The sequence below is a fragment of the Marinicrinis sediminis genome, from assembly GCF_042685085.1.
GTDB lineage: Bacteria > Bacillota > Bacilli > Paenibacillales > KCTC-33676 > Marinicrinis > Marinicrinis sediminis.
This window is the reverse complement of sequence record NZ_JBHUMM010000009.1, coordinates 67,687-92,730: the sequence shown is the minus strand read 5'-3', so window position 1 is coordinate 92,730 and position 25,044 is coordinate 67,687. Positions and strand designations below refer to the sequence as shown.

19 protein-coding genes, 1 other RNA gene, 1 pseudogene and 2 CRISPR repeat arrays are annotated in these 25,044 nt (G+C 47.0%); of the genes and pseudogenes, 4 read left to right on the top strand and 17 right to left on the bottom strand.

What is annotated here, in order from left to right; translation table 11 throughout:
- Positions 1 to 152: 152 nt before the first annotated feature.
- From cas1b to ACFSUC_RS05890, 11 genes and pseudogenes are all read right to left on the bottom strand, one after another.
- A pseudogene (cas1b, locus tag ACFSUC_RS05940) lies at positions 153 to 932 on the bottom strand (type I-B CRISPR-associated endonuclease Cas1b); the annotation flags it as partial.
- 4 nt (positions 933 to 936) lie between these two features.
- Positions 937 to 1,446, bottom strand: coding sequence for a CRISPR-associated protein Cas4 (gene cas4, locus ACFSUC_RS05935; RefSeq protein ID WP_379928570.1), 510 nt, complete (start codon positions 1,444 to 1,446; stop codon positions 937 to 939).
- A gap of 11 nt (positions 1,447 to 1,457) precedes the next feature.
- A complete protein-coding gene (cas3, locus tag ACFSUC_RS05930; RefSeq protein WP_379928569.1) occupies positions 1,458 to 3,884 on the bottom strand; it encodes a CRISPR-associated helicase Cas3' in 2,427 nt (808 codons plus the stop codon).
- On the bottom strand, positions 3,872 to 4,558 hold the full coding sequence (gene cas5, locus ACFSUC_RS05925; protein WP_379928568.1) for a CRISPR-associated protein Cas5: 687 nt from the start codon (positions 4,556 to 4,558) through the stop codon (positions 3,872 to 3,874). Before cas5 ends, cas3 begins: the two co-directional genes overlap by 13 nt.
- A 10-nt stretch (positions 4,559 to 4,568) precedes the next feature.
- Positions 4,569 to 5,543 (bottom strand): CRISPR-associated protein, encoded by a 975-nt coding sequence (locus tag ACFSUC_RS05920; RefSeq protein WP_379928567.1) that lies wholly within the window; start codon positions 5,541 to 5,543, stop codon positions 4,569 to 4,571.
- A complete protein-coding gene (locus tag ACFSUC_RS05915) occupies positions 5,530 to 7,539 on the bottom strand; it encodes a hypothetical protein (RefSeq protein ID WP_379928566.1) in 2,010 nt (669 codons plus the stop codon). Before ACFSUC_RS05915 ends, ACFSUC_RS05920 begins: the two co-directional genes overlap by 14 nt.
- Before the next feature lie 67 nt (positions 7,540 to 7,606).
- Positions 7,607 to 8,335, bottom strand: coding sequence for a CRISPR-associated endoribonuclease Cas6 (gene cas6 / locus ACFSUC_RS05910; RefSeq protein WP_379928589.1), 729 nt, complete (start codon positions 8,333 to 8,335; stop codon positions 7,607 to 7,609).
- 978 nt (positions 8,336 to 9,313) lie between these two features.
- Positions 9,314 to 10,421: direct repeats of the CRISPR family, unit length 30 nt; unit sequence GTTTCAATTCCTCATAGGTACGATACAAAC.
- Positions 10,422 to 11,464: 1,043 nt separating this feature from the next.
- A CRISPR array of direct repeats spans positions 11,465 to 12,095; the repeat unit is 30 nt.
- 205 nt (positions 12,096 to 12,300) lie between these two features.
- Positions 12,301 to 12,450, bottom strand: coding sequence for a helix-turn-helix domain-containing protein (locus ACFSUC_RS05905; RefSeq protein WP_379928565.1), 150 nt, complete (start codon positions 12,448 to 12,450; stop codon positions 12,301 to 12,303).
- Positions 12,451 to 12,599: 149 nt separating this feature from the next.
- Positions 12,600 to 13,499, bottom strand: a complete 900-nt coding sequence (locus ACFSUC_RS05900; protein ID WP_379928564.1) for a LysR family transcriptional regulator — start codon at positions 13,497 to 13,499, stop codon at positions 12,600 to 12,602.
- Complete coding sequence (locus ACFSUC_RS05895; protein WP_379928563.1) at positions 13,490 to 15,295, bottom strand: ArnT family glycosyltransferase; 1,806 nt, start codon at positions 15,293 to 15,295, stop codon at positions 13,490 to 13,492. Before ACFSUC_RS05895 ends, ACFSUC_RS05900 begins: the two co-directional genes overlap by 10 nt.
- Before the next feature lie 8 nt (positions 15,296 to 15,303).
- Positions 15,304 to 15,951: a rhomboid family intramembrane serine protease gene (locus ACFSUC_RS05890; RefSeq protein ID WP_379928562.1), complete on the bottom strand. Its 648-nt coding sequence runs from the start codon at positions 15,949 to 15,951 to the stop codon at positions 15,304 to 15,306.
- Between the two features lie 107 nt (positions 15,952 to 16,058).
- On the opposite strand from ACFSUC_RS05890, the gene tpx reads away from it, so the two are divergent.
- Positions 16,059 to 16,577 carry a thiol peroxidase gene (tpx, locus tag ACFSUC_RS05885; protein WP_379928561.1) on the top strand — a complete coding sequence of 173 codons (519 nt, stop codon included), beginning with the start codon at positions 16,059 to 16,061 and terminating at the stop codon, positions 16,575 to 16,577.
- Between the two features lie 44 nt (positions 16,578 to 16,621).
- On the opposite strand, the gene ACFSUC_RS05880 is transcribed toward tpx, so the two are convergent.
- The 6 genes from ACFSUC_RS05880 to ACFSUC_RS05855 form a co-directional block, all read right to left on the bottom strand.
- The gene (locus ACFSUC_RS05880) at positions 16,622 to 17,017 is read right to left on the bottom strand and encodes a DUF1499 domain-containing protein (RefSeq protein ID WP_379928560.1); all 396 of its coding nucleotides are present in this window, start codon (positions 17,015 to 17,017) and stop codon (positions 16,622 to 16,624) included.
- Between the two features lie 95 nt (positions 17,018 to 17,112).
- Positions 17,113 to 18,054 (bottom strand): protease complex subunit PrcB family protein, encoded by a 942-nt coding sequence (locus ACFSUC_RS05875; RefSeq protein ID WP_379928559.1) that lies wholly within the window; start codon positions 18,052 to 18,054, stop codon positions 17,113 to 17,115.
- 207 nt (positions 18,055 to 18,261) lie between these two features.
- Positions 18,262 to 19,026: a spore cortex-lytic enzyme gene (gene sleB, locus ACFSUC_RS05870; protein WP_379928558.1), complete on the bottom strand. Its 765-nt coding sequence runs from the start codon at positions 19,024 to 19,026 to the stop codon at positions 18,262 to 18,264.
- Between the two features lie 251 nt (positions 19,027 to 19,277).
- Positions 19,278 to 19,460, bottom strand: a non-coding RNA gene (ssrS, locus tag ACFSUC_RS05865) — 6S RNA.
- 76 nt (positions 19,461 to 19,536) lie between these two features.
- A complete protein-coding gene (locus ACFSUC_RS05860) occupies positions 19,537 to 20,346 on the bottom strand; it encodes a YesL family protein (protein ID WP_379928588.1) in 810 nt (269 codons plus the stop codon).
- Positions 20,347 to 20,539: 193 nt separating this feature from the next.
- Positions 20,540 to 22,087 carry a DEAD/DEAH box helicase gene (locus ACFSUC_RS05855; protein ID WP_379928557.1) on the bottom strand — a complete coding sequence of 516 codons (1,548 nt, stop codon included), beginning with the start codon at positions 22,085 to 22,087 and terminating at the stop codon, positions 20,540 to 20,542.
- A 180-nt stretch (positions 22,088 to 22,267) separates the two neighbouring features.
- Between ACFSUC_RS05855 and ACFSUC_RS05850 the strand changes: the two genes are divergently transcribed.
- The 3 genes from ACFSUC_RS05850 to ACFSUC_RS05840 all read left to right on the top strand — a co-directional run bounded on the left by ACFSUC_RS05850 (position 22,268) and on the right by ACFSUC_RS05840 (position 24,914).
- A complete protein-coding gene (locus ACFSUC_RS05850) occupies positions 22,268 to 23,095 on the top strand; it encodes a YitT family protein (RefSeq protein ID WP_379928556.1) in 828 nt (275 codons plus the stop codon).
- A gap of 163 nt (positions 23,096 to 23,258) precedes the next feature.
- Positions 23,259 to 23,456, top strand: coding sequence for a hypothetical protein (locus ACFSUC_RS05845; RefSeq protein WP_379928555.1), 198 nt, complete (start codon positions 23,259 to 23,261; stop codon positions 23,454 to 23,456).
- Positions 23,457 to 23,669: 213 nt separating this feature from the next.
- A complete protein-coding gene (locus tag ACFSUC_RS05840; protein ID WP_379928554.1) occupies positions 23,670 to 24,914 on the top strand; it encodes a putative glycoside hydrolase in 1,245 nt (414 codons plus the stop codon).
- The last annotated feature ends 130 nt before the right edge of the window (positions 24,915 to 25,044 follow it).

Genomic DNA, 25,044 nt, shown 5'->3' with positions numbered 1-25,044 from the left:
GAAGATAATCCTGCCCCTCCCACAGAAAGGGTCTTCTACGTTTTCATGTAAATTTATGATGTTTGGTCACTCGAGTGCTGCGACTTTTGCATCAATTCTCTTCCAGACATGTCGATTCGTGAAGTCATTCAATAGTTTCAAAATCACGCTTCTATCTTTTTGTTAATCAGGGTGAAGATGAGACGATCCACGATTATCGGTTTGAAAATTTCGGCGATATCCAGATTCAATGAGAAGCGGCGAAAATTCGTGGCGTGCAGATAACCAATACGCGGGTCCAGATAGGTCTTATAGATTTCACTGAGCACCATGGTATAGCAAATGGCATTGCCAAAGCTGATCAAGGCATTCAGTCGATTGAGTGGAGGTCTGCGGCTCCGCTTTTCGAATGGAAAGTCCTCATGCTGAATGATCGAATCGAAGGCGGCATAATATTTTTCTCTTGCATGCCCCTCCGTCGCCATCAGTTCCTCTACAGAACCACCCTGCTTCATTTCAGCAGTTATGACTTGGAATTGATCCAGCAACTCGGTTATTTTCTCTTTTCCTTCCACAACCCGATTTTTGTAATATTTCAGTACTTGCATCATCTGACCGATTGATCCCTCAATAAAGGTCCTAGCAAGTGCAACTCTCTTCTCTCTATCCAGATAGTGCTCCGCTTGTTTCAAGATCACATGTCCCGCATTCTGATGCTCTCTCGGATAGAACGTTCCGGTATAATAGCCGTAATGATTGAAATAATGCACACAAATTTCCTTCTGAGAGGCAAATTCAAGAAATTTCTTGGTCACATCCACCTCTCCAAAAATGTAAATATCGCTGGTGTCCTCAACAGGGATGAACCTTTTTCTTTCTTCTGTTTCGAAGTATAAACTGTGGTCTCTTCGTCTCAGTTCACCGTTTTGGAAAATGTATAAACTTTTCTTCATTCCTTCATCCCTCCGCCCAGCAATATTCACGATACGCACATTTACGGCAGAATGTAATCTTTTTCGGTTCAGGAGGAACGGGCATCTTCGCGATGCTCCGAATGTCAGATACTGCTTCCTCAAGCTTTTGTTTGCTTTCCTGCGTCCAGTCTACTCGCTCCTTCTTCCGTTCTTCTGGGAACAGCAGCTCTCCTCGGGCATTAATTCCCATTTGACGTAATTGATCTAAGTAATAGAGGAGTTGATAACGAGCACTCTCAATGAAGGTAGAGGATTTCTTCACTTCCTGCACAACCAGTTCTCCATTCACCTTTTTCAGTCGATCCATCTTAATATGCCCTGCCTCAATCTCCTTTTTGCCGCGACTATAGCGATATTCATGAATGAATCTTCCGAGATCAACATTTTCATCCTCTTGATCTGGCGCGATCTCATGCGCCATTAACCACGATTCACGTTTGCATATGAAGTAATACCAGATGTCTGTACCTGTCACGGGCATGAGGTAAGACATAGAAACCCTCCTTATATCAATTCATCCATTCCGCAAAAGTGTTCAGTAAAGCCGGTAATCGGGTGGTACAAGTCTGGATTTTCCGTGATCGGCACGGATTTGCTCGTTAAGTATCGACTTTGGAGGACATGCTTTAGAGCGGCCTTGACTGGAGCATTCAGCACAAAATGATGGAACAGCATCATGAACTTTTTCCATTGTACTCGATCCTTGCCCTGCCAATACGACTTGTCCTTGTATCGGTCATAGAGTTGCTTCGTTGATTCCACTGAACATTGCTTCATCAGCAGCTTGTAACGTTCAGGCAGAAACAACATGTCTTCTTCGGCTGGTTCCCATGGAATAAAGAGAGGGAGTCGGAACGGATCTGCCCCGAATGGTTGTAGCTTGCTCAGATTCGGCCATTGGCCGTTCAAGGCTGCATGGATATCTGTGAGCCCCGTCTGATGGTTATTCTCATGAAATTCCTCTTCATAAAACCGCCTGATTAACGCTTCCATTTCAGATTCCATCCATACTGATTTCACCAAGAACAACTTGTCTGTCTTCTGACGCAAGCTTTCATTATAGATGTTTCTCGTTTTTGTTTGCATGCCTCTTAAAAAGGGAGCCACCGTCAGTTGACCTTTGCGATCTTCCATTTCAAAGTGCCGATTCACTCTGCCTGCCGCCTGAACGATAGAGGGGAGGATGGGCAACGCGCGAAACAAATGCTCAAAGCTGACATCTACGCCAGCCTCCAGCACCTGGGTAGAGATCACAATCAATGGAATATCTCGATGACAGGCCAGATGATGCTTGATTCGATTAATAACCGTTTGTTTGTGGATGGGAATCATCAGCCCATGGACGAGGATGACCTCAGCATCCGGCTTTTTCTTACGTACAGCTCGATAAGTGACATAGGCATCCTCGATTGTATTCAGAATCGCTCCTTGCAAGGTTTCTTCACGTGACAGGAGGAAGTCTGCCAGCCGATGTTCGTCCATGGCTTCCTCCAAAACGATCTGATATCGCTCCGCTTTCCTAGCTGTGGAAACAGAAAGCACGGCTGGATTTTCACGGAGTCCGAATTCGAAGGTGGGCATGGTAGCAGAGAGGAACACGACACACCAGTTCATAGATATCGCCATAGACTCCAGTCCTGCAAGAAACGTATTCCAGACAGACAGATCAAAAATTTGAGGTTCATCAATAATGACCACACAATCCTGTAGAAAGGCTCTTCGCAGAGTATCCTGGGCTCTGCGCGGGAACAACGCCTTCGTAAATTGATTAAAGCTCGTACATACCATGTCGTGCGCCCATGCTTCCATCGTAAGTTGACTCTTCGGTGTTCGTTGCTCGTTCTGATCCTGCCTGCTACTCGCATTGACTTCATGATCATCCCATAGAGCTAATGAGTGATGTTCTAATACCGGCCGATTGAGCGCGTCCTGAATGACCGTGCTCGTTTGATCTAATATAGACAAGTAGGGCGCAACATAGACGAGTTTGCGCAACTTCTGATGTTGACCAAGCCATGTCGCCATTTTCAGAGAGGTAAAGGTCTTTCCATATCCGGTCGGCATTTCCAGTGTGTAGAAGCGATGATCGCAGTTATGGCTGAGCTGATCCATAACCGATTGTTGTGCATCTCTCCTCACTTGGTAGAGTGGATGGCAAGTGTTCGCCTCACACAAGTTCGTAATGCGCTTCTCCGCGTTCTTCCAATCGTCATCAGACAGCCATGTGGTGGGCGTCTCTGTGATACTGAATCGATCACCTGCAATCAGTCCTGTTGTCAAGTATCTCCATTCATGCAATTCCCGCATGGCGAATTGCGGACGATCAGCAAATTGCTCTGTCCAATCTAGCCAATGTGCATCCATCTGAAATTTGATTTCATGTAATTCGTCTTCCCAGTCTTCGAGTGTTTCCATGGATAAACTCAAATCAGGCATGTCTGGAAACTGCTGGCTCAGAAAATGAGTGATTCCTTGCAAGTCCATGTAATTCCAATGATCACGAGCGAACTGCCAATGATCATCATCTAAATACTTCAACGATCCATGATGATCGGCCAAATCCCGACTTATCCAAGCCCAATAGCGAGAATGGGTAGACCAGGCTCCCCGCTGTTTCAGCCAGAGATAACAAACATAGGAAAATAGAAAAGCCCCTTGCGGAGCATGATGGGGCCGATTTCGTTTGTTGTTTATATGATAGGGTTGGATATGGGTTTGCCAGTCTGCATGCGCTTTGGCAATATCGTGACAGACACCGGCCATCCCCATCATCTGAATGAGAATCTCATCTGAATAGAGAGAGGGGTGCTGCCGCACCCATTGCTCCATGAATGATTTCACATCTGTTAAATGGTCGATCAGCAAGAATTTCTGATCTCCCATATCAGGACGGGCAACACATTGTTCAAATGGCGGTACTAAACGAGACATACATGTTCATCCCCCATCCGTACGATTACCACATCTTCTTTCCATTCTTCCTTTAATTGAACAGCCACTCGTTTGCCACTTCGTTCGTACAGAAAATCTAGTGATTTCTCGAATTTCCGTTCTCCCTTGTACACCCACATGAATCCACCGGCCCGACTGTAATGATGATGATGTTGCCACACAATATCTTTCACGATACAGGTGGGGACAATGGAGGATATCTCAATGGCTTGTTCTGATTGCCTGACCTCCACTGCTTCTGTATCGATACGATGCAGAACGGGCTTGGTGAGCGCGTAGGCTGAACCAAGGAAAGTGGGGTACACCGCTGTTCCGCTAGTTAAATGGGTCTCAAGCTCATCGGTATAATGATCACCCGAATAATAGATACGATAAGCAGGGTTGACGAGCAGTTCCATTGTGGTCGGACGATTGAATGAACTGCCGCCATCTTTACCTAGCATGGACATTTGTTGTGCTATGGTTACGACTGGATTCAGCAACTGAATTCCGATTTTATCTGTCGTCGTAAAATCTTCAATTCCTAATATTGCCCCTACCATCCCTTTTACGGCAGTAGGCGTAATGAATGGATAAGACAAATGTGTAGCGGTTGTATCTGGCCTGCGAAAATGAGCCAACTTCCCTCTTACATCAAATGAAATGATTTTCATGGAATCATCCTTACCACAGTGGTTGTTGATAGGCTGTCATGTCTCCCTTTACTTGAAGGGTAGGTTGAACCCAAATGCGACAGTTTGCGATTTTATCGCTGTACTGTTCGAGAACTTCCAGCAAAGGCCCAATATCCAGTGAGATGTCTTTGGTCGAAGAAGGTTGTTTTCCATTCAATCCCCACTGCTGATCTTCGTTCAGCAAGTGCAGTGAAACATAATCCTCTAAGTAGCCAATTCGAAAATGAGGATCACGATATTCTACATGTAAAAGGAAAAGCGGTTGCTGCTGACCTCTGCCACGTGCTTGACGAAGCTGGGTGCCTTGCCACAAGCCCTTTAACAATAGTTCTTGATCTTCGGGTGTCATCTGCGTATGCTCCGCATTCTTGGCATTTATTACTGCTGGCATGGCAAATACAGCAAAGGGAACGGTATAGCTTGTCCAGATCGTGCCCTGTGTTTTGCCCTCTTCATCCCCGCCGCTATTATTGCTCACATCTTTACTTGGCATGACGACCGTTCCTTGCACATAATGGCTGTCTACCGGATGCATGGAGTGCGCCCACCCAAACTGGACAGGTCCAGTCAAATGAAATTTGGGGTTGACGGAATAGACGATACCAAAGGTTCTCACATCGAAGCTATGCTCCAGCAACACACTTTTCATATCCTTCTTGGCTTCTTTCTCCTTGCCGACATTTTGGGCAATTAACTCCGCCAAGCTTTTGCGGCCCAGCAAATTCCCTTTATCATTCATAATTTGCTGGACAAAGATTTGATTATGCATCGCCTGTGGTGAATCCTCATTCACACTCAGCACATAATCTCGCACATCGCGCTTGATGGACACATCGCTTAAGGAGATACGTCCGTCTTCCTCCGGGAACAACCTCCTGGCGTCACTATCATTTAATGGATCACGATTGGGAATTCCGTCTTTAGCCGATTTGATAAACAATATTTCTCCACTATGGATTGGCATGAACTGTTTCCTCCTCTGCTTCCGCTGTTTTTTTAGGTTTCTGATAAGATAAGTATCCCGCCCAGAAGGCCGAAATAAAGACATGATGATCTGAGGCCAGCTGTCCCGATTGATTCGCATCCAGGAGTTTCTTCAAGATTTGCGCTAGATTGGACTCAAATTGTCTGGCAATATTAAGCTTCCATTGCATCTTCAGATCCCAGCATCGCTTCACACCTTGTTGCCAAATCATGTTCGGTGTCAGTTTGCTGCCAAACTTCATGACGCGATGCTCTACGAAGTCCTGTCCAGTCTTGTTGTAGTAAGAATGACTAAATTGCTTAAGCAGCAGACCAGTGGCAAATCCGAGCATCTCTGTTGATTGCAGTATATCCTCACTCAAGCTGCCCTGATGATACTGATCCATCACAGTTGACCATTCACTCAATGTCCTCACATCCGTTTCTTTATTTAGAATATCCCTCTGGTAGAGGGTGAGAAAGTTCAAGAAACTGAGATAATATACGAGCTCCCGCTTCATCCCCCACTCATCCCGCTTGTTGGCTAATTCATTCAACTTGATTGCGGTGGAATGATCCGCACGTTGGCGTGTTAAATCCTCCCGGTGTAGTGCCTTGCGCAGTACATCCCAGATATACCCGGAACCATACGCATTGCCGAGCAGCGATAACAGAGTTTCCAGTCTGCGATTCATGGAGATCAAATGCTCGTCTCGCATACCAAACATTCTCCCAATCTCACTTAAATACTTGCCTCTTACCTTTCGCATGAGCTTCTCGAGTGCCTGAGCCACACTGGGCACGACATCTTCAATCATTGCCCGAACATGCATATTGCCTCGGGAGAGATCCCCCCCATAATAGAGCAGTGTCAATCGGTATGAACTTAGCTGATCAGCTGGTGGCAACCTGCGATTAAGTCCTGTCACGATCTCAAGGTGCATATCTTGCTGACTTGGCGCATGCGCTTCCCTGCTTTCCTTTCCGATTAATAAATCCAGAATATTGGAAGATACTTGGGTCTTCTGCATGTCTAGCAGTGGCAGCACGATAGGAGCCCCATAAATGGCCTCGAAGCTGGTCGGCTTCATATGCTGTTTGGCTTCCACATTTTGAATCGGAGCAAACATTTCCTTCACAACCGCACTGTTAATCGGTCTCGTTATTTCCTTCGTAAATTGAGTGCCATAAAGAAAGGCTTCATAGCTAAGCCGATCGACCTTGATGCCATTCGTCCACTGATGGTCTCGCCAGGATTGAGGTTTAGGCATGTCCCACGTTGGAGATAGCCACAGCCAGGATTTATTGTAAATAGAGACGACTTCCTCACTCTGTTCATTCGTAAATGTGGAGATCGCATGCGCTTCCTGTCCCAGTGTTGCAGCCTCTCTAAACTTCGCTTCTGCAATGAATTGCAATGCCACCTCACCTTGGAGGTACATCTGTTGCCGAGGATGGATAAGACTGCCCCTAATCAGAATGTCTTCAGCATCAGGCTGTTGGTCGGTGCGCTTGTAGAAGGGCAGTCGCTCATCGAAAATCATGAGAATGCCCAACTGCTTCTCTTCGGTCACCCATTCTGTCGCGGACTGAGCGATCACTTCCGCTACCCGCTCCGCAAGTCCTTCTCTCTCTTCCGGGGTTTGTTGCTGATAACTGACCGTACTGTTGATACGAGGGAGCAAATAGTCCTGAATCAACTTCGATGACTCTGGAAAAAGTTTGATATGAGGGTCATAGAGCAGATAACATGGAATGGGATAGATCCCCTGTGCGTGTAGTGGATTCCCCCCGTTCGGATAGATGATGGGAAAGGCCACACTTTCCTCCTCATTCACTTTAAAGTCCGACTTTTCCTTGTCGAGATCGCCGATCATAATCTTGGATGCTCTCGTTTCCTTGTCACCTAACTCCACGATCACGACATGTTGAAAATAATTTTTACAATTCGTACTGTGAACGTCTGTTAGAAGTGAGATGCGTTTCCTCACACTCATGTCACTATCTCTAATCATATGACCCAATCGAATCATGGATTCTGCCAGCAAGCTTTCTTCACCTCCATCATAGGGTTTCGAACATGCCGAAGCCTTGTGAATTGCGACTGCCAATGCCTACGCACTGGGCAAAACGAATATTCTCCGGTGTACCATTAAGCTGATAGACACCATTCCAGGCCGTAATCATAAACTGCTTAAAGCGAGTGACCACTTTATCTCTTGGGTGAACGTTCACGGATTCGATTCCAAAATCTCCTTCCATTTCACGTTGATAGAATGCCAGATATTTTTTTCGAAGATTTTCATGGATGAGGTGGGAAAAGGCTGGGTCATCGGGGTCATAGAACTGGGTGGTTTTTTTCCCGCTGGCGGATTCAAATGTACTATGAACAGTTACGGGAGAGATCATGCGGATACGCGCTGGGGAAGTTGACTCTCCGATGTCTTCGTAACGTACTTCGTCAACGAAGACTTCTTGTCCGTGGAAATGTAGACTATCGGCGGTAAGCAGGCTCCGTCCAAATTCTTGGATGAATGCAGGAACGATAGAGCTTATCTGCCATGAAAATGAATCCTCGAATACGATTTGTTTATGTTTTTTGTCTATCCGATACTGCCCTGTTAGGCGGCTAAAGGTAAATAGCTTAAAGTTGCGTTTCCCAACCGGATAGCCAAGATCATGCAAAAACTGCGCAAACGCCCGATCTTGAAGTACGTGATAACAGAATCCCTGAAGGATCTGCTGATAAGCCAACGGCAGCTTCAAGGGACTTTCGGACTTCATGGTGACCATTAACTTCAATCTGAGTGACCTCCTTCCAATTCAAATATAAAATTCAGGAGTATGGCTCCACAAAAAGAGAAAACATGTTATACTTAGGGTTAGATAACTTCATAATTTCATTTGTTCTTGGCAGAGAATAAATGAACCCTTAGGAGCCATACTCCTGAGACACCGAGACTTCTAGCGATTATTCATATCTTCGTTAGAGGTCTCTTCCATTTGGAAGACTTCTGAAATGAGAACGGACCCGTTCGGTCTTTTTGCGGGAATCTCTTCTTCTCAAATATGATTGCACGTAAACAACTTTTCCCTCCATTCATTTCCACCTCCTTCCCTCGAAAATAGTATCTCCCATTTAATTACACATGTCAACCCCATTTTTTAATTTCGAGAAAATTAAATATTGATTATATAACAAGAAATATTTATACAAGTGTTATTCAATTCTCAATTCATCCCAAAATCGAGATGACTAAAAAATTGTACAGTTAATCATTCCTCATAGGTACGATAGCTTTAATAGTTGATAGTAACAACTATCAAGAAAGTAAATCTGATTATATAAGTTTCAATTCCTCTATAGGTAAGATAGGAACAACTTTAATCAATAATATACATCAATTAAGCCTTTACAGCAAGAATGTTCTCTGTAAATAGATAACTCAAAATATTCATCAGGAAATTCTCAAATATGCTTTCTTTCAGACTCTGAAAGACCAGCTTCTGACTCAACATAAATTTCTGTTATAATCAACTTTTCTTCCTCATCTTGATAATTGTTTTGTAGAAGAATACAAGGGTTTTGTAATGGTAATAGAAACCGGTGGCACGGTAAAGTAAATGTACATGTACATAATCCAATATATTTAATAAATCTAGTTTTCAGCAGTGCCTCTATAAAGATCATGTTCCAATAACAAAGTAATTATATATTTTTGAATATATCCAAGAACTCAATCTTAAACTAGTAAGCTCATCTGAAATTTGGTTTCAATTCCTCATAGGTACGATACAAACAGACGGAATGGTCAAGTGGAGGGACGATTTCTTTCATGTTTCAATTCCTCATAGGTACGATACAAACCGGGCGGGAGTAAAAACACGGTCACGGAAAAAGAGAAAGTTTCAATTCCTCATAGGTACGATATAGACTGTTGTGGCCGGCGTGGTGTATGTCGCACCGAATGATCTGTTTCAATTCCTCATAGGTACGATATAGACTACCTGCGTCGCCAGGTGTCAACGCACCTGATTGCTGTTTCAATTCCTCATAGGTGCGATATAGACGTTTTCTCAATGCCACGAACATTTTGCAAGCAATAGTTTCAATTCCTCATAGGTACGATACAAACTCATACAATATCAGATCAACCGCATTTTGTCCTTGATGTTTCAATTCCTCATAGGTACGATACAAACGATAGATTGTGGAAATACAAAAACAAAAGTTAGTTATCGTTTCAATTCCTCATAGGTACGATACAAACGGACGGGTCGGCGCTTGGAGGCTGGGAGTCGTTTTTGTTTCAATTCCTCATAGGTACGATACAAACTCGTGTTGGGTGTTCCAAAAAAGAACGCCCCGTTTTTGGTTTCAATTCCTCATAGGTACGATACAAACTTAGGGAACATATTTTCTGTTTTAGAAAATACATTCTAGTTTCAATTCCTCATAGGTACGATACAAACTCGTGTTGGGTGTTCCAAAAAAGAACGCCCCGTTTTTGGTTTCAATTCCTCATAGGTACGATACAAACTTAGGGAACATATTTTCTGTTTTAGAAAATACATTCTAGTTTCAATTCCTCATAGGTACGATACAAACAAGACCACTTTTTCCATGATCATTCCTCCCTTTCTTTGTTTCAATTCCTCATAGGTACGATACAAACTCTGCAATCGATGCTGTTTGGAGGCAATCAGACTTTTATGTTTCAATTCCTCATAGGTACGATACAAACTCAACCGTCTCAACGTACCATTCCAGATATGGACTGAGTTTCAATTCCTCATAGGTACGATACAAACTGGGAACGGTATCCATGAAGACCCGTTTCCATTGGTAGTTTCAATTCCTCATAGGTACGATACAAACCCCAAAAATTGGCGTTGTTATAAGCTTTCTATATTTGTATGCGGATTCCTTTTTTCCACTTTCAAAAATAAAGAAATCCATAAATTCATCCAATTGTATTATATATTCTCGTATTTTCTCGTTATATCTCCCTAATACGAATTGTCGTCGATTCCCCGAGATTTTGACGCTAATAGGGATCGACGACACATATCGGTTAAAATAAGCTTTCAGAGTTCAATTGCTGACTGTTGTGTTTTCTGATTTTTTCATAGGCCTATCCCTTAGATACTGACTGCATCTGAAGAGTATAAGGGAAATCTGAATGAGATAAGTGATGGGTATCCATATCATTTACAAACTACTGAGCACCATAATCATAAAGAGGATAAGGATCAATTTTCCGTTGTCATCAATCCTCGTAATTAACATGGATCTAGCAAGCTTCTGTCCCGTATAAGCAATTACTTTCCTTTTTCTCCATTCTTGAATTGCATCCATTTACAGGACAAACTCAATAGGCCAATAAAAGACGTACACGCAATAAGCAGATATTCATTCATGAAAATGGAATTGGTATATGTATTCAATATTCCAATTTGATATACATTTGAATTCGGATCACTGGTACTGCCCAGATGATTAAGCAGCTTTGTTGAAAATTGTATGTGCTGCATGATCCCGATAATGAACATGAGGATCAAGCATAATACCACAACCACCGTATACCTTCTTGAAATTATTGGCAGATAAAAGTACACCGCGATAAAAAGAAGTATCCCGAATATGGCCATTACCAGATACGTAATCCCCAGCATAATCAGACCTGGATTGCCATTGCCTGAAATTCGATCCGGTTCAATTGTAAATAACCGTACCCCTCTCACACATAAAACGCAAAGAATTAGGAAAACAAATGTGGATATAAATATCAATTTTTTCCTCAAACGCTCACCATCACCCCTGTATGGTTGCCTTGTTATTATCATCTATGTATATTTTGTTGGCCCCTCATAGGTACGATATAGACCAACAAGATACCAAAAGCCGCGTCGCTCGAGCTTTATTTCAATTCCTCATAGGTACGATATAGACTTCGATGATGTGGTAGGCGCGATGACACATGAAGACGCGTTTCAATTCCTCATAGGTACGATATAGACATGCGGGCGTAAGTCACTTTACTTGGTATATCTCTGTTTCAATTCCTCATAGGTACGATATAGACATGCGGGCGTAAGTCACTTTACTTGGTATATCTCTGTTTCAATTCCTCATAGGTACGATATAGACTCGGTTTAGGAACTGTGGTTCTCTCCTTTACAAATCCGTTTCAATTCCTCATAGGTACGATATAGACAAACTTTCCGAACATTCATTTTAGCCTGTAACCAAATATGTTTCAATTCCTCATAGGTACGATATGGACAGAATTTCCCCTCTCCTGAGTCCTCCAACCATTGCAGTGTTTCAATTCCTCATAGGTACGATATGGACGCACTCGGGAAAGACTACAAGTTCAAGATTTTTTTGTTTCAATTCCTCATAGGTACGATATGGACGCCAGTCGTACCGTACTAAAAAGTTACATTTATCTGTGTTTCAATTCCTCATAGGTACGATATGGACTGCCAACTATCTATGCTTCGAGTCTGAAGGGCGCATGTTTCAATTCCTCATAGGTACGATATGGACCCCAAAAACAGGCACTGATATAGAATTCTCCATTTTCTTGAAAATCCCTCTATTCATTTTCTTCAAAAATCCCATTTACTGATTTTTCCTATATACCTAAGTTATTCTCACAATTACTCTCGAATCCTCTCATATACAAAATGTCGTCGATCTCCCGGGGTTATGACGCTAATGGGGGTCGACGACATGCTGTATCATGCATGATTCACTTTTCTGTATATACAATAAGATCCGATGGCCTTACATTCAATCCTTTGCACAAACGATCCAGGGTCTCAAAGTCAATTCGTTTGATCGCTCCGCCTTGAAGGGCAGTGATCGTATTTCGTGAAATGCCTGTACACTTTGAATACACGACAAGTATCCGCTGAACTTCTCATTCAAAAAATCACACTGGTGCAAATGAAAAGTTACATGATTGCATTATATCATAGAAATTCTCATCACTCTTCACTCTCTCGCCATAAAAAAAGCTGCTTGTGCCAGCAGCTTTTCCCGTCACACTTATATCTCTACATCCTTCATGTACGACACCGTGAAGTCCTTGAAGCCCTTCGCCACAAGCGGAAGCTTATCCTGCGTGCGGTGGATGATACCAATGGTGCGGGTGACATGCTGATCCGTGATGCGTAGCTTCACGGGCTGGAGCGGCGTACAGGAATACTTGAGCGACATTTCCGGCAGCAGGCTGATGCCCATTCCGGCCGCAACGAGACTGCGGATCGTGTCGGTCTCTTCACTCTCGAACCCAATCTTCGGGACAAACCCTGCCTTCTGGCAAGCCTCCACCACGATATTCCGCAGTGAAAATCCTTCCCGAAACAGCACGAAGCTCTCCTCCTGCAAATCTGTCAATGAGATACAATCCCGTGCGGCTAGGGGATGATTCGGCGGCACGACGGCGAACAGTTCTTCCGTGAGCAGCACATTTCCGATCAAATGACTGTGGGCTTCCGGAAAAGGTGAGATAAAGGCAAGATCAATCTCTGCCTTCAGCACCGCCTGCATGAGCTGGTCATACTTGCCCTGCTTCAGCTTGAACGTCACGTTCGGATGTGCATTGCGAAACTGGGACACAATCATCGGCACCAGATGTACGCCCATACTGTGCGGGAAGCCAAGCCGGATCTCACCGAGATCAGGATCAATGAACTCCCGCGTTTCCTGAATCACACGGTCGAGATCCTGCAGGATACCCTCTACCCGATCGAGAAACACCTTGCCGACCGGCGTAAGCTGCAAGTTCCGGCCCTGCTGCAGGAACAAGTGCACCCCGAGCTGTTCCTCGAGCTGATGAATTTGCCTGCTGACCGCAGACTGTGCAATATGCAGCTCTTCCGCTGCTTGTGTCATGTGCTGTTTTTTCGCCACCTTGACGAAATATTGTAGCTGCCTTAATTCCAATTTTGATCTCTCCAATAACGTTCAATATCCAGCGCGTACAGCTCGATGTCATGATAGACCGGATCGAGAAAGGCATTACCCCTCCAGCTTGCGATTCGGGTCACATACGGCTGCAGCGACGGGACCTGTTGTCTATTAAATCCTTCCAGCACCTTGTTTGTCAATAACATTTGCTTCACCGCAGGACGATAGGCAGCAGCCGATTGCGTCCATCGTTCAAACTGCAACAGTCGTACCACTGTGATCTCGGGCGCATATACATCGAACACCCGTTTTTCTTCCCACGTATACAGCACGAGCGGGCCCTCTGTCGCCTCCAGTTGCTGCACCTGCTCGACCAGTCTGTGAACCGGCTGATCGTTCGATATATCGACATAGTGCACAGCCGTGTGCATGAGCAACACGATGACATAGGCCGCAAACAGACCTTTCAGCATCCCACCCCGACCACGATCAGCAGGACTTCGTACCCAGCGTCTGTAGACGGTGAAACCGATGACGATCACGCCGACCATCAGCCACACATACAAGGGGAGATTATGCCGCCATTTGGCCGCATTTTGACCGAAAAAGCTCCAGAGTCCATACGGTACGACCGCCAGTGCAACATAGCTGGCTCGCAGCCAGAACGGCACAGCATCTGAACCCGCATGGGTTTCGTTCCCATGGGCTCCCCCTGCCATCACATCCGATTCTCCATCCACGGATGGAGAAAACGGCATCATCCTGTTCGTCTCATTCAGGTCTGCAAGTCCTGCATCCTGTGCAGTCGTCGCATGACGGGCAGAAGAATGAGCATGACGATTGTGCCCTTTCCAAACCACGGCGAAGATGACGAAGCCGATCAGCAGCGCAGTCCATATACCCACTGCGGCAACCGACCACCCATGTAACCCATATGATGCAAAGGCATCCGGATACGTGCCGAACCCTCCGGCCCACCAGCCTTGCTCGATCAGCCAATGCAGTGCTCGCTCCGCCAGTGATCCGCTCGTCGCTGCCGTCCCGCCCCATTCCTGAAAATGTCCTTCCGTGAAAGAAGCACCTAATGCCAGATAGGGCTGGAGGCCTCCCTCCGTCTGAGCGGTTGGCAGCAGCCACAGCGCGATGGAGGCGATCAGCGTCAGGAGCCCGATGCCCGCCGCGCAAATGCCTTTCCACCACGTTCGCTGCCTGGCAAAGCTCATCCACCATGGCATGAGCAGCAGAAAGCCGACTGGGAAATATGAAATACGCACCCCCACGAGCAGACCGGCCAGGACACAGGCCAGCACATACAGCCCCCATCTCTCACGCTGCGTTCGTCCAGATTCCAGACTGCGCCACGTGCAGCCAAACAATAACACGACGAAGCAGAGGCCGAGCGCGTCCGACATCGGCTGGATCTGAGAAAGCGCAAAGACCGGATGCACCGTCAGCAGCAGCACGAGCAGCCAGGGTCCCCATCGCTTCATTCGAGCTGTCAGATTCATCCCACTTAGAAAACGGGTCATCCACGCATAGGCGGCGGCGGTCGTCACCCCACCTGCCAGCGCAGAAACGAGCGACAGGGCGTAGACTTCATGATCTACGAGGACATTCAGCATCCGTCCCAGCGCAATGAGTACCGGATAGCCGGGAAAGTGCGGCTGCATGTGGAAAATATCGTAGGTCACCAGGCCGAGCGCAAAGTCTGCTTCATCCCAGCTCGCTACCCGGCTGACGGCAAATACAGCGCGAATCACAAACACGATCAGAAAAATAAGAATTAGCTTGCCTATGGCAGGCCGTACCTGATTGCGAAGCCCGGACACCATCGTCGTCCTCAGCGCTGCAGCCGTTCCCGTCGGAAGAAAGCACCGAAGATCAGGAACCCGCCGAGCAATCCGCCCAGATGTGCAAATACGCCGATATGGGCACCGCCGATATACGGACTGACAAAGGAATAAATGATACCGATGATCAGGATAGTCTGCACCATTTTCCGGGATGCTTCATCCAGCAAATGACGGTAGAACAGTGTCATGAAGAGAAAAGCACCGTACACCCCGTACACCGCTCCAGAGGCACCCGCAGAGATGTATGGCTCGACATCGTTGCCCTCCATCACATGCACCAGCTCACTGATCAGGTTGCCGACGAGCCCGCTTCCGAGATAGAAGATCAGATAAGCCCACTTGCCGAGTATGTTCTCGAGTGGCGGTGCGAAGACAAACAGGGCAAAGCAGTTAAAGAGCAAATGAGAAAAACTGAAATGCAGAAACATGGCTGCAAAATAACGCCACCAGTCGCCTCGTCCGTTTTCCATCAGGAAATCATACAAGGCACCATATTCAACCAGGGTAAAACCGTTTCCGACGCCTCCATCTATCATGACCAGCACAAACATCAGAACATTGGCCAATAACAGCAGCGAGGTGATCGGATAGCGTTTCACATATTCACCGAAGCTCTCGTAACGCAAGAAAAGCAAGTTCGTTCCCTCCTATCTCCTGTCTCCGATTTGAAAGGTCATCCTTTAACGCTTATAATAGACAGTGTGTTTCCAACTATTCTCACTATTATAAGGAGGAATTATTTGTGGCGCAAGAACGTACAGGGGTAGCAACCCTTAAGGGCAATCCCATCACGCTCGTAGGTCCAGAGCTAAAAGTTGGGGACCAGGCTCCCGATTTTCAACTGAACAAAGATCTGATGACGCAGGTCAGCCTCAAGGATTACGAAGGAAAGGTGAAGCTGATCAGTGTGGTCCCTTCCCTCGATACCGGTGTATGCGACCAGCAAACGCGTCGTTTCAATGAAGAAGCAGCCAATCTTGGAGACAACGTCGCCATTTTGACGGTCAGCGCTGATCTGCCATTTGCACAAGCTCGCTGGTGCGGTGCGGCCGGAGTGGACAAAGTCGTGACCCTTTCCGACTACAAGACCAACGATTTCGGCAAAGCGTACGGTGTCCTGATCAAGGAACTGGCACTGGATATGCGATCCATCTTCGTCGTCGATCAGAACAATGTCGTGCAGTATGTGGAATACCTGTCCGAGATGACAGAGCATCCGAACTACGAAGCGGCGATTGACGCAACCAAAAAGCTCGTATAATCCCTTACGCATAGCAAAGCGAGGAGTTTCAGCTCCTCGCTTTTTTATCTCTGTTCGTCCATTTTGTACGCGCCCAGCTGTCTGTCGATTGCGTGGAAAATGGTCAGTATTGTCCGATAATTCGATCCCATATCTCCAAGTGACCCGCGTGATGCAGAGTAAATGTCGATCGCGGTTTTCATCGGATTGATGTTGAACAGCGTAATCGTGATATCCTGGGTACGACCTGTCTTGGTCTTCTTCTCGCCCACGATCTCCCCGATATTCTCAACCTCATGCAGCACCTTCATCCCGGGAATCTTCTTCAATGCGGATACAACCTGCTCCCAGGCGGCATCCTTGGATAACTTGTAGTATCTCGTTCTCAATGCTGGGTCCTTGGCTTTTTCACCCGTTTGTTCAAAGCTTCTAAATACTCCTGCTAGCGTCCTTTTCAGCAAAGCCCCTTTTCCCCCTTCAATCGTCCATCACCTTGTCATACTCATGATACCATTCTTCGTGCAGAAGGAAAAGGGTGCCGCCTGTTAAATGCGGGCTAAAAGACCAAGATTCCCAACATTTCAAGCGCTTCTGGTCCTACTTGCTGCGTAAACAGTCGAATTTCATCTCCGGCCTCGACCATCTCAGCCGCCAATTGCAGCTCAAATGCGCCCCATTTCCACACCGGAGTTGCCGTATCCAGATGACCGCTCTGGATCAACTGCCCGTCTGCCTTGTAGTGCTCCCAGCTTACAACCCCCTCGAAGCTCTGACAGATACCGGAAAGGCTCCACTTGCCGTCTTGCTGCTGCGGCGGGAAGACAATCATGCTCTTGCTCTGCTGATGAATGTCGGGCAGATAGGAAATACCTTGCAAACCAGGCAAGGTCAGCTCCCCGCTGGTTCGTTTGAATTTGACGATGCCCTTCGGCTTCTCACCGAGTCTGATCAGTTGATACGGGTACGTCACCTCTTCAATCAGGGATTCGTATTTGTCCGGCTCCTCCGTCCGGTAATGAATGACATAACTGTCGTAGAACTGCTCAATTTTTTCCGTATGTACTTGATACCCGCCCGTGGTCTGCGCCCCCATCGTCAGCAGCACATACGTCTGCCCTTGCCACGTTCGAACCTGCGTCATAGCCCTGTCCCTTGACCGTTTGATCCATTCCAGCAGCTCCGGGTCCGTCACATTCGTTTCCTTCACAATCTCAAAGGGCAAGGAATGCATCGTGCGAATATGTACCGCTTCTTTCTCCGGCATCCATTCCACGTCATAACCCAGCGCGCGCTGCAAGGAGCGAACGGATACATAATAGGCATTCTCATATCGAATGGTCGAGGGCTGACTTCCTTCCTGGAGTTCCAGCTCCGTCCCATCTAGCCAGTATGTAATGGATGGAAATTCAATGTGCCATTCTTCTGCCGCATACGTGGCGGATGCACATAACAAACAACCAAACAGCACACCCAGTATAAAAGACCTTCGTTTTCTCATCACGTTGTTCTCCTCCTGAAGTGCGAAAATAAAAAGTATGCGCTTTCATTTTATCGAAAAAGGTCGAAACCGTCCAGCGAAATCCCTCACACCTTCTGCAAAACTCGAATCCAGACAAACAAAAAGCCTCCGAATGCACCAAGGTGTCCAGTCGGAGGCAGGATCTATCCTCACAAGTCTCGCCCCACATTTGCAGGGCATTTGCGTTTATTTGGTGAAAATATGCTTGCCGATCTTCTTGATCTGCGGTCGCGACCAGATCCAGTCAGAAGTTGCGGTATCGGGATTGAAGTAATAGAGGGCGTTCAGGCTCGGGTCCCAGCCGTTCATCGCATCCCTAGCCGCCCGATATGACAGATCATTCGGTTCCAGCCAGAATTGCCCGTCTGCTACTGCGGTAAAGGCGCCAGGCTGGAAGATGATACCGGAGATCGTATTTGGAAACAGCTTGCTCTGCATACGGTTCAAAATGACAGCGGCCACTGCCACCTGACCTTCATAAGGCTCCCCTCTTGCTTCGGAATAAACCGCTCTGGCCAATAGTTTCAGATCCTTGTCACTAATCGTCTGAACCGTGGGAACCGTTCCGCCCCTTTTCTTATAACCTGGACCTGGTGCCCAGTCTTCCGTCGCCCGCACCAGCATACTCTTGGTCTTGGGGCCAAAGATGCCGTCAATCTCCAGTCCGAACTGATACTGAAAATTACGTACAGCCCAATACGTTTGGGTCCCGAAGATACCATCAATTTTCCCGTTATAATAGCCAATATAGTCCAGTCTGCTCTGCAGTTCATATACATCATCGCCAGTGGAACCATATTCCAGCGTTGCGGAGCTGAATGAGTAGAGTGGTTGGGTAGAGGTACTCCAGCACATCCCTGCCACGATGACACTGATCACCGTAAGCAGCAAGAGCGACTTTGATTGGATATACTTGCGAATTTGTATCTGCTTGCGAATAGCATTAAACATTCCGATTCATCCCCTTTGTACCAATTGCCGTCGTTCAGAACCTGAAAGGTTGAATAACGCTCTATTAGTATGGTGGGGATTGGCATTTCCTATTCGTGTATGCCTCGCGATGCCTTGGGTAGACTCGCGTAGCCTTGGAAAGTCTCAGATGGCCTTGCCAAATCGCAGTAGCCTCGCATAGCCTTGCGAATACCTCATCATTAACCAAGTAAAACTCGTGAATGTTTCTCTACTGTCCAGAAAACACAAAAAAAAAACCCGCTGATGCCGTTCGAGTCATATGCTCCTGAACCCGCTCTCGCAGGTGGGTTTCCGCAGAAGCATGTTTGACTTCCCCTCGAGAGGGCTTGTCAGCTGTGCTTCGATGTTGGAATCCCTAGAAACATGCATTGGTTCAAAACAATTTGACTCTGAGACGTGCATCGCAGGATTTTGTTGTACTCCTATTATAGGCCTTCTTTAAGCAAAAGTAAATGAGTAAGAGGATGTTATTTTTTACATTTCAGAGAATCACTGTTTATCCTTGTCATTCTGCTCATTTGAAGTCTCTTCTCCTTGCAAAGCTGCAGGCTGCTCTTCCGCCAGTTCATCCTCCTGACGATTCATCTGAATCGTGGAGAAAATGCGGTGGAAGTACCAGAAGGAAAGAACCGCAATCACGCTTCCCATGAAGAAGAAGATCAGGAAGCTGAATTTGATACTGATCCATACCACAACCGTGATGGAGATAATCATCAGCAGTGAAGTGAACGGCTTGCCCAGTGTAATCAGGAAGGCATTCTTCACCATGCCGAACGTCTTCATATGCAAATGCGCCAGGATCGAGAAATAGTGAAACGTCGAGACCATCACCAGTACAAGGAAGATCAGAAACACAGTCGAGATAAACGTGCTGATATCCCGGTAAAACAAGATGTTGATGGCTACGAGCATGTAAATAAACGAATAAATGATCCCGCCCAGCAGCGCTTGTTTAAAATTCGTTTTATAACTTTTGAAGAAGGTTTTGAATACGGATACATCTTCTTCCCCAATCGTCCACTTTCGAGCTACCGAGAACAACGCGGAAGTCGCCGGGAACAAGAAGATCGAACCGACTGTTCCATAGAGCAGCATCGGCACAGAGAATGACAGCAGATATTGCTGCGGATTCTCCAGCATCACAGACAGCTGATCCAGCGTCTCCTGTGAGGTGCCGAACATAAATAAAAATAACAATAAAAATACGGGAAGGGAACAAATGAACCACAGTAGATTCGCCCCGGCCATCCGCATGATCCATTCAGACAGGCGGTACAGCCCTCCCATTAAACCTCCCATTTCCAAAGCAGGTCTCCTCCTTCAGGCTACAAGTCATATGCCATTGTGTGTAGTTCAAGTGTATCATATTTTGTGCAAGCTTCGAAGTGAGAATTTCACAAAGGAATCTATCTCCAAAAAAACATCACAAGAAAAGAGCAGGCCGACCATATCGGCACTGCTCTCATTCTAACCTATGATGGATGCGAACGCCTTACGCTCTTTCTGAGCGGTCATACCGGTCGGAACGCTCATAACGGTTCGGACGGTCACTGCGATCACTTTTCTTCTGGGAGCTTCTGCGGTCGTAATCCCGGCCGCGATCCCGACTGTAGGAACCGCCACGGCTGTTGCCGCCACGACGATATCCACCACCACCGCTGCTGCCCTGCTTGGAATTGCCGTAACGACGGTTGCGTCCGTCATCCCGTCTTTTCTTCGCACGAAGTGGCTCTTCCGGTGTGAGATTCACCTGAATATCGTTATTCTCGCCTGTCAGGAGTTTCATGGCCGCCGCAAGCAGATGAACGGAATCATACTGTTCCAGCATTTGAATGGCCAAACCTTTGTACTCCTGATGATCGTCCTTCTGGATCAGCTCAATCAGACGCTCAGCCGTAATCTGCTGTTTGCCCTCAATTGCTTCGGCCATTGTCGGAACCGGCTTCTTCGTAATGCGATGACGCGTTGTACGCTCAATCGCATGAAGATGGTCGATCTCGCGATGGGTCACGAACGTCCAGGCTGCACCTTCCTTGCCTGCACGACCGGTACGTCCAACGCGGTGAACATAGCTCTCCGGATCTTGTGGCAAATCAAAGTTGAATACATGCGTGACGCCGGATACATCCAGTCCGCGTGCCGCTACATCGGTTGCAACCAGTACATCGATGTTGCTCTCACGGAATTTGCGCATCACATTGTCACGCTGATTCTGGGACAAGTCCCCATGCAGGCCGTCAGCGGAGTAGCCGCGTTTTTGCAACGCTTCGCTCAACTCATCGACACGACGCTTGGTACGTCCGAACACGATAGCCAGGTCAGGCGATTCCTTGTCCAGCAGACGGCAAAGCGTATCGAATTTTTGTCTTTCATGCAGTTCTACATAAAACTGAGTGACAGATGGCGCGCTGACCTGTTTCGGTACCACGGATACATGAACCGGGTCCTTCAGGAACTGTTCAGCCAGTCTGCGGATATTCGGCGGCATGGTCGCGGAGAAGAGCATCGTCTGTCTCTCTTCCGGAACCTGGCTCAGGATGGCCTGGATGTCTTCCATGAAGCCCATGTCCAGCATCTCATCCGCCTCATCCAAAATAACGGTATTCACTTTGTCCAGGCGGATCGTCTTGCGGTTAATGTGATCCAGCAGTCGTCCCGGTGTCCCAATAATAATCTGTGGCTTCTTCTTCAGGGCACGAATCTGTCTGCCGATGTCCTGTCCACCGTATATCGGTAACGGTCTCAAACGCTTGAAACGAGACAGCTTGTTGATTTCTTCAGCGACTTGAATCGCCAGCTCTCTGGTTGGAGCCAGAATCAAGGAAACAATGTTTTCTTCCGCATACTCAATGCGTTGAACGAGCGGAATGCCAAATGCAGCCGTCTTTCCTGTACCTGTTTGGGCCTGAGCAATCAGGTCCCTGCCTTCGATTGCATGTGGTATCGCTTGTGCTTGAATCGGGGTTGCCTCTTCAAAGCCCATCTCTGAAATCGCACGATGCAGTCTTTCTTCTAATTGAAATTCGTTAAACGTAGTCAAAATTCTCCAAACTCCTTTTCTACATATCACACAATCATACGCCATCCCATTGGCGCACTAGACAGCGAGCGTTTTTATACACGCTTATCATCATATCATACTCAAAACAATCATTTCCAGTCCAAACATTGCAGAATGATGAACTTATTCTGATCTATACTAAGTGTTGAGGTGATAGATGTGACGCATACACGAAAAATACTCCCTTACGCCACGACAATTTTGGGCGCTGCGCTCATTGCAGCCGGATTCAATTTGTTTCTGATACCGAGAGAGCTGCTCAGCGGCGGCGTATCCGGCATCTCGATGATCATCGGCTATTTTACGGGATGGAATATCGGGATCATGTATTTTCTTATTAATCTGCCCCTGATTATCTGGGGCTGGGTCCTGATTGGGAGCCGTTTTATCATGCTTAGTATAACCTCTGTGGCCGCGGCTACTCTCTGCATCCAGCTGTTGCCTGTACAAGCGGTTGTTCAGGACGCGATCATCGCCGCGATCGTGGGAGGCGTGCTGATCGGCATCGGCACCGGTATTTCATTGCGTGCCGGCGGCTCTACTGGCGGATTCGATATTCTCGGCTCCATTTTGACCAGAAAGCGCGATTTTCCACTTGGCTCCGTGCTGTTTGGATTAAACAGCATCGTTGTCATTATACTGGGTTACATGGACAACTGGGATGCGGCGCTGGCCTCCATGCTCTCGATTTTCATTACCGGCAAGGTCGTGGACAACATACATATCCGGCATATCAAGGTCACCGCCTTTATTGTCACGACCCAAAAACATCAGATGGTGGACCGGCTGCTCAAGCTGCACCGTGGTGTGACCGTGATCAAGACAGAGGGGGCGTTCACCCATACGGAAAAAGATATGTTGATGACCGTAACGACACGCTATGAACTGGCGGAACTCCAGAAAATCATCAAGGAAACGGATAAGAAAGCATTCGTCAACATTGTGGAAACCGTAGGGGTCATGGGCGAGTTCCGAAAGAACAAATAATATTTTCCAGTTGCTCCTTACCCAATCATTCCGATCTATGCTATAATGAGGTAAGCTGCTCGTAAGCTTGATCGCTTTCCACTCGTTTCTGGATCGTCTTCATCATTTTCCAAGTGTTAACAGAAGAATGCGCATTTCAATCTAGGATTGGAGGGTGATTCGGATGGACATGCAAGAAACTGTGAAGTTGTCTAAGATTGTGAAGGAGTTCAAACCCGAGCTTTACCCCTTTCTGAAGCAAAGGGAACTGAATACACCCATCGTCCTGAGAGACGGCATTAGTCGCCTGAATTCAGAAGATGCCGAGGAGATTATTCAGTACAGCATTATCCATTGCCAGGATGAGCAATTTTTGCATTAGTGCCTTGCCTGACAGCAAGGTTCCCGAAGAGAACCAGACCCAACACAACGGGGCTGGTTCTTTTTATTTGCACCATTCGACAACAGGTACAGCCCGTCCCGATATTCCAACAAAATGGGCATATATTCCTCTGTCTACTCTGCTTCAATTCACATATAATGAGGGTAAGGAGAAATTCACACACATATGCCATTGCGGGGGGAGAAACTACATATGGACTTACTACTGGCCTTATTTTTACTGATTTTAGGCGATGTTCAGGCGGATAAGCCCGACCTGACGATGGAGAAACTGGCCCAGGCGATAGAGAAAAGCCAGCACGCCGTCATTGTCGAATTGCCCGGGAAATATGATCCCGAAGACCCGGAAGCAGAGAACCCGGATGCCTCTGGAGAAGGCGAACGCAACACGTTTGTTAAATGGGACCCGCAGCATGATACAGCTCCTGTGGTGAAAGGCGTTTACGTGACGGCCCATTCCGCAGATGGCTCCAGAATGCAGAGCCTGCTGGACCTGCTCGATTCATCTGAGCTGAACAGCATGGTTATCGATGTGAAGGACGATCATGGGTACGTCACATTTGAAACGAATAATGCCGTGATAAAAGAAATGGAAACGACGAAAAAGATTATTCGTGATCCGCAAGCACTTATGCAAACGCTAGACGAGCATAATATCTACCCGATCGCACGTATCGTCGTCTTCAAGGACTCCGTACTGGCACGCAAGAAGCCGGAATGGTCGTTCAAGAACCCGGACGGCTCCGTATGGGCCAACAACAAGAGCACCCCGGAAAGCTTTGTCAATCCCTATGTGAAGGAAGTATGGGACTATAACATTGAGGTCGCCAGAGAAGCGATCAAGCTCGGTTTCAAGGAAATCCAGTTTGATTATGTCCGCTTCCCGGAAGGGTTTGAGAAACGGGCCGATATTCTGACCTATCAGCAGGATGAGCGTCCCCGTACCGATGCTGTTGCCAACTTCGTTCGCTATGCCCGTGAGCAACTGGAATCTACCGATACCCGGGTGTCTGTGGACATCTTTGGCTATGCGGCTTCCGTACCAGCGGCGGAGGGAATCGGACAGGACTTCAATAAAATCTCGCAATTTGTGGATGTCATCTCACCGATGGTCTATCCAAGCCATTATACTACGGGCTGGTTTGGCTCTACAGTACCGGATGCGGCCCCTTATGCGACCATCAAGGGCGCGATGGAGGATACGCATGAGAAGCTGGAGGAAATCAAGGAACTGAAGCCGATCATTCGCCCGTGGATTCAGGACTTTACCGCAACATGGGTCCGTGGCTACATCCCGTACGGGAAAGCCGAGATTGAAGCCCAGGTGCGGGCCATGAAAGAGCAGAATATTGATGAATTCCTGCTCTGGAATTCGGGCAACCGCTACTCTCCTGGCGTGGATTATGATCTTGACGGTCAGGTTGGAGACACAGACTGATTCACATAAACAACCAGCACGAACAACGGAATAGGGACGTAACAAAAAACCGTTCAGCGCAAGGGGAGCCAACCAGGCAACGTAAAGCCCCCCTCCTGAACGGTTTTCTTCTTCTCTGTTGCATGTTTTG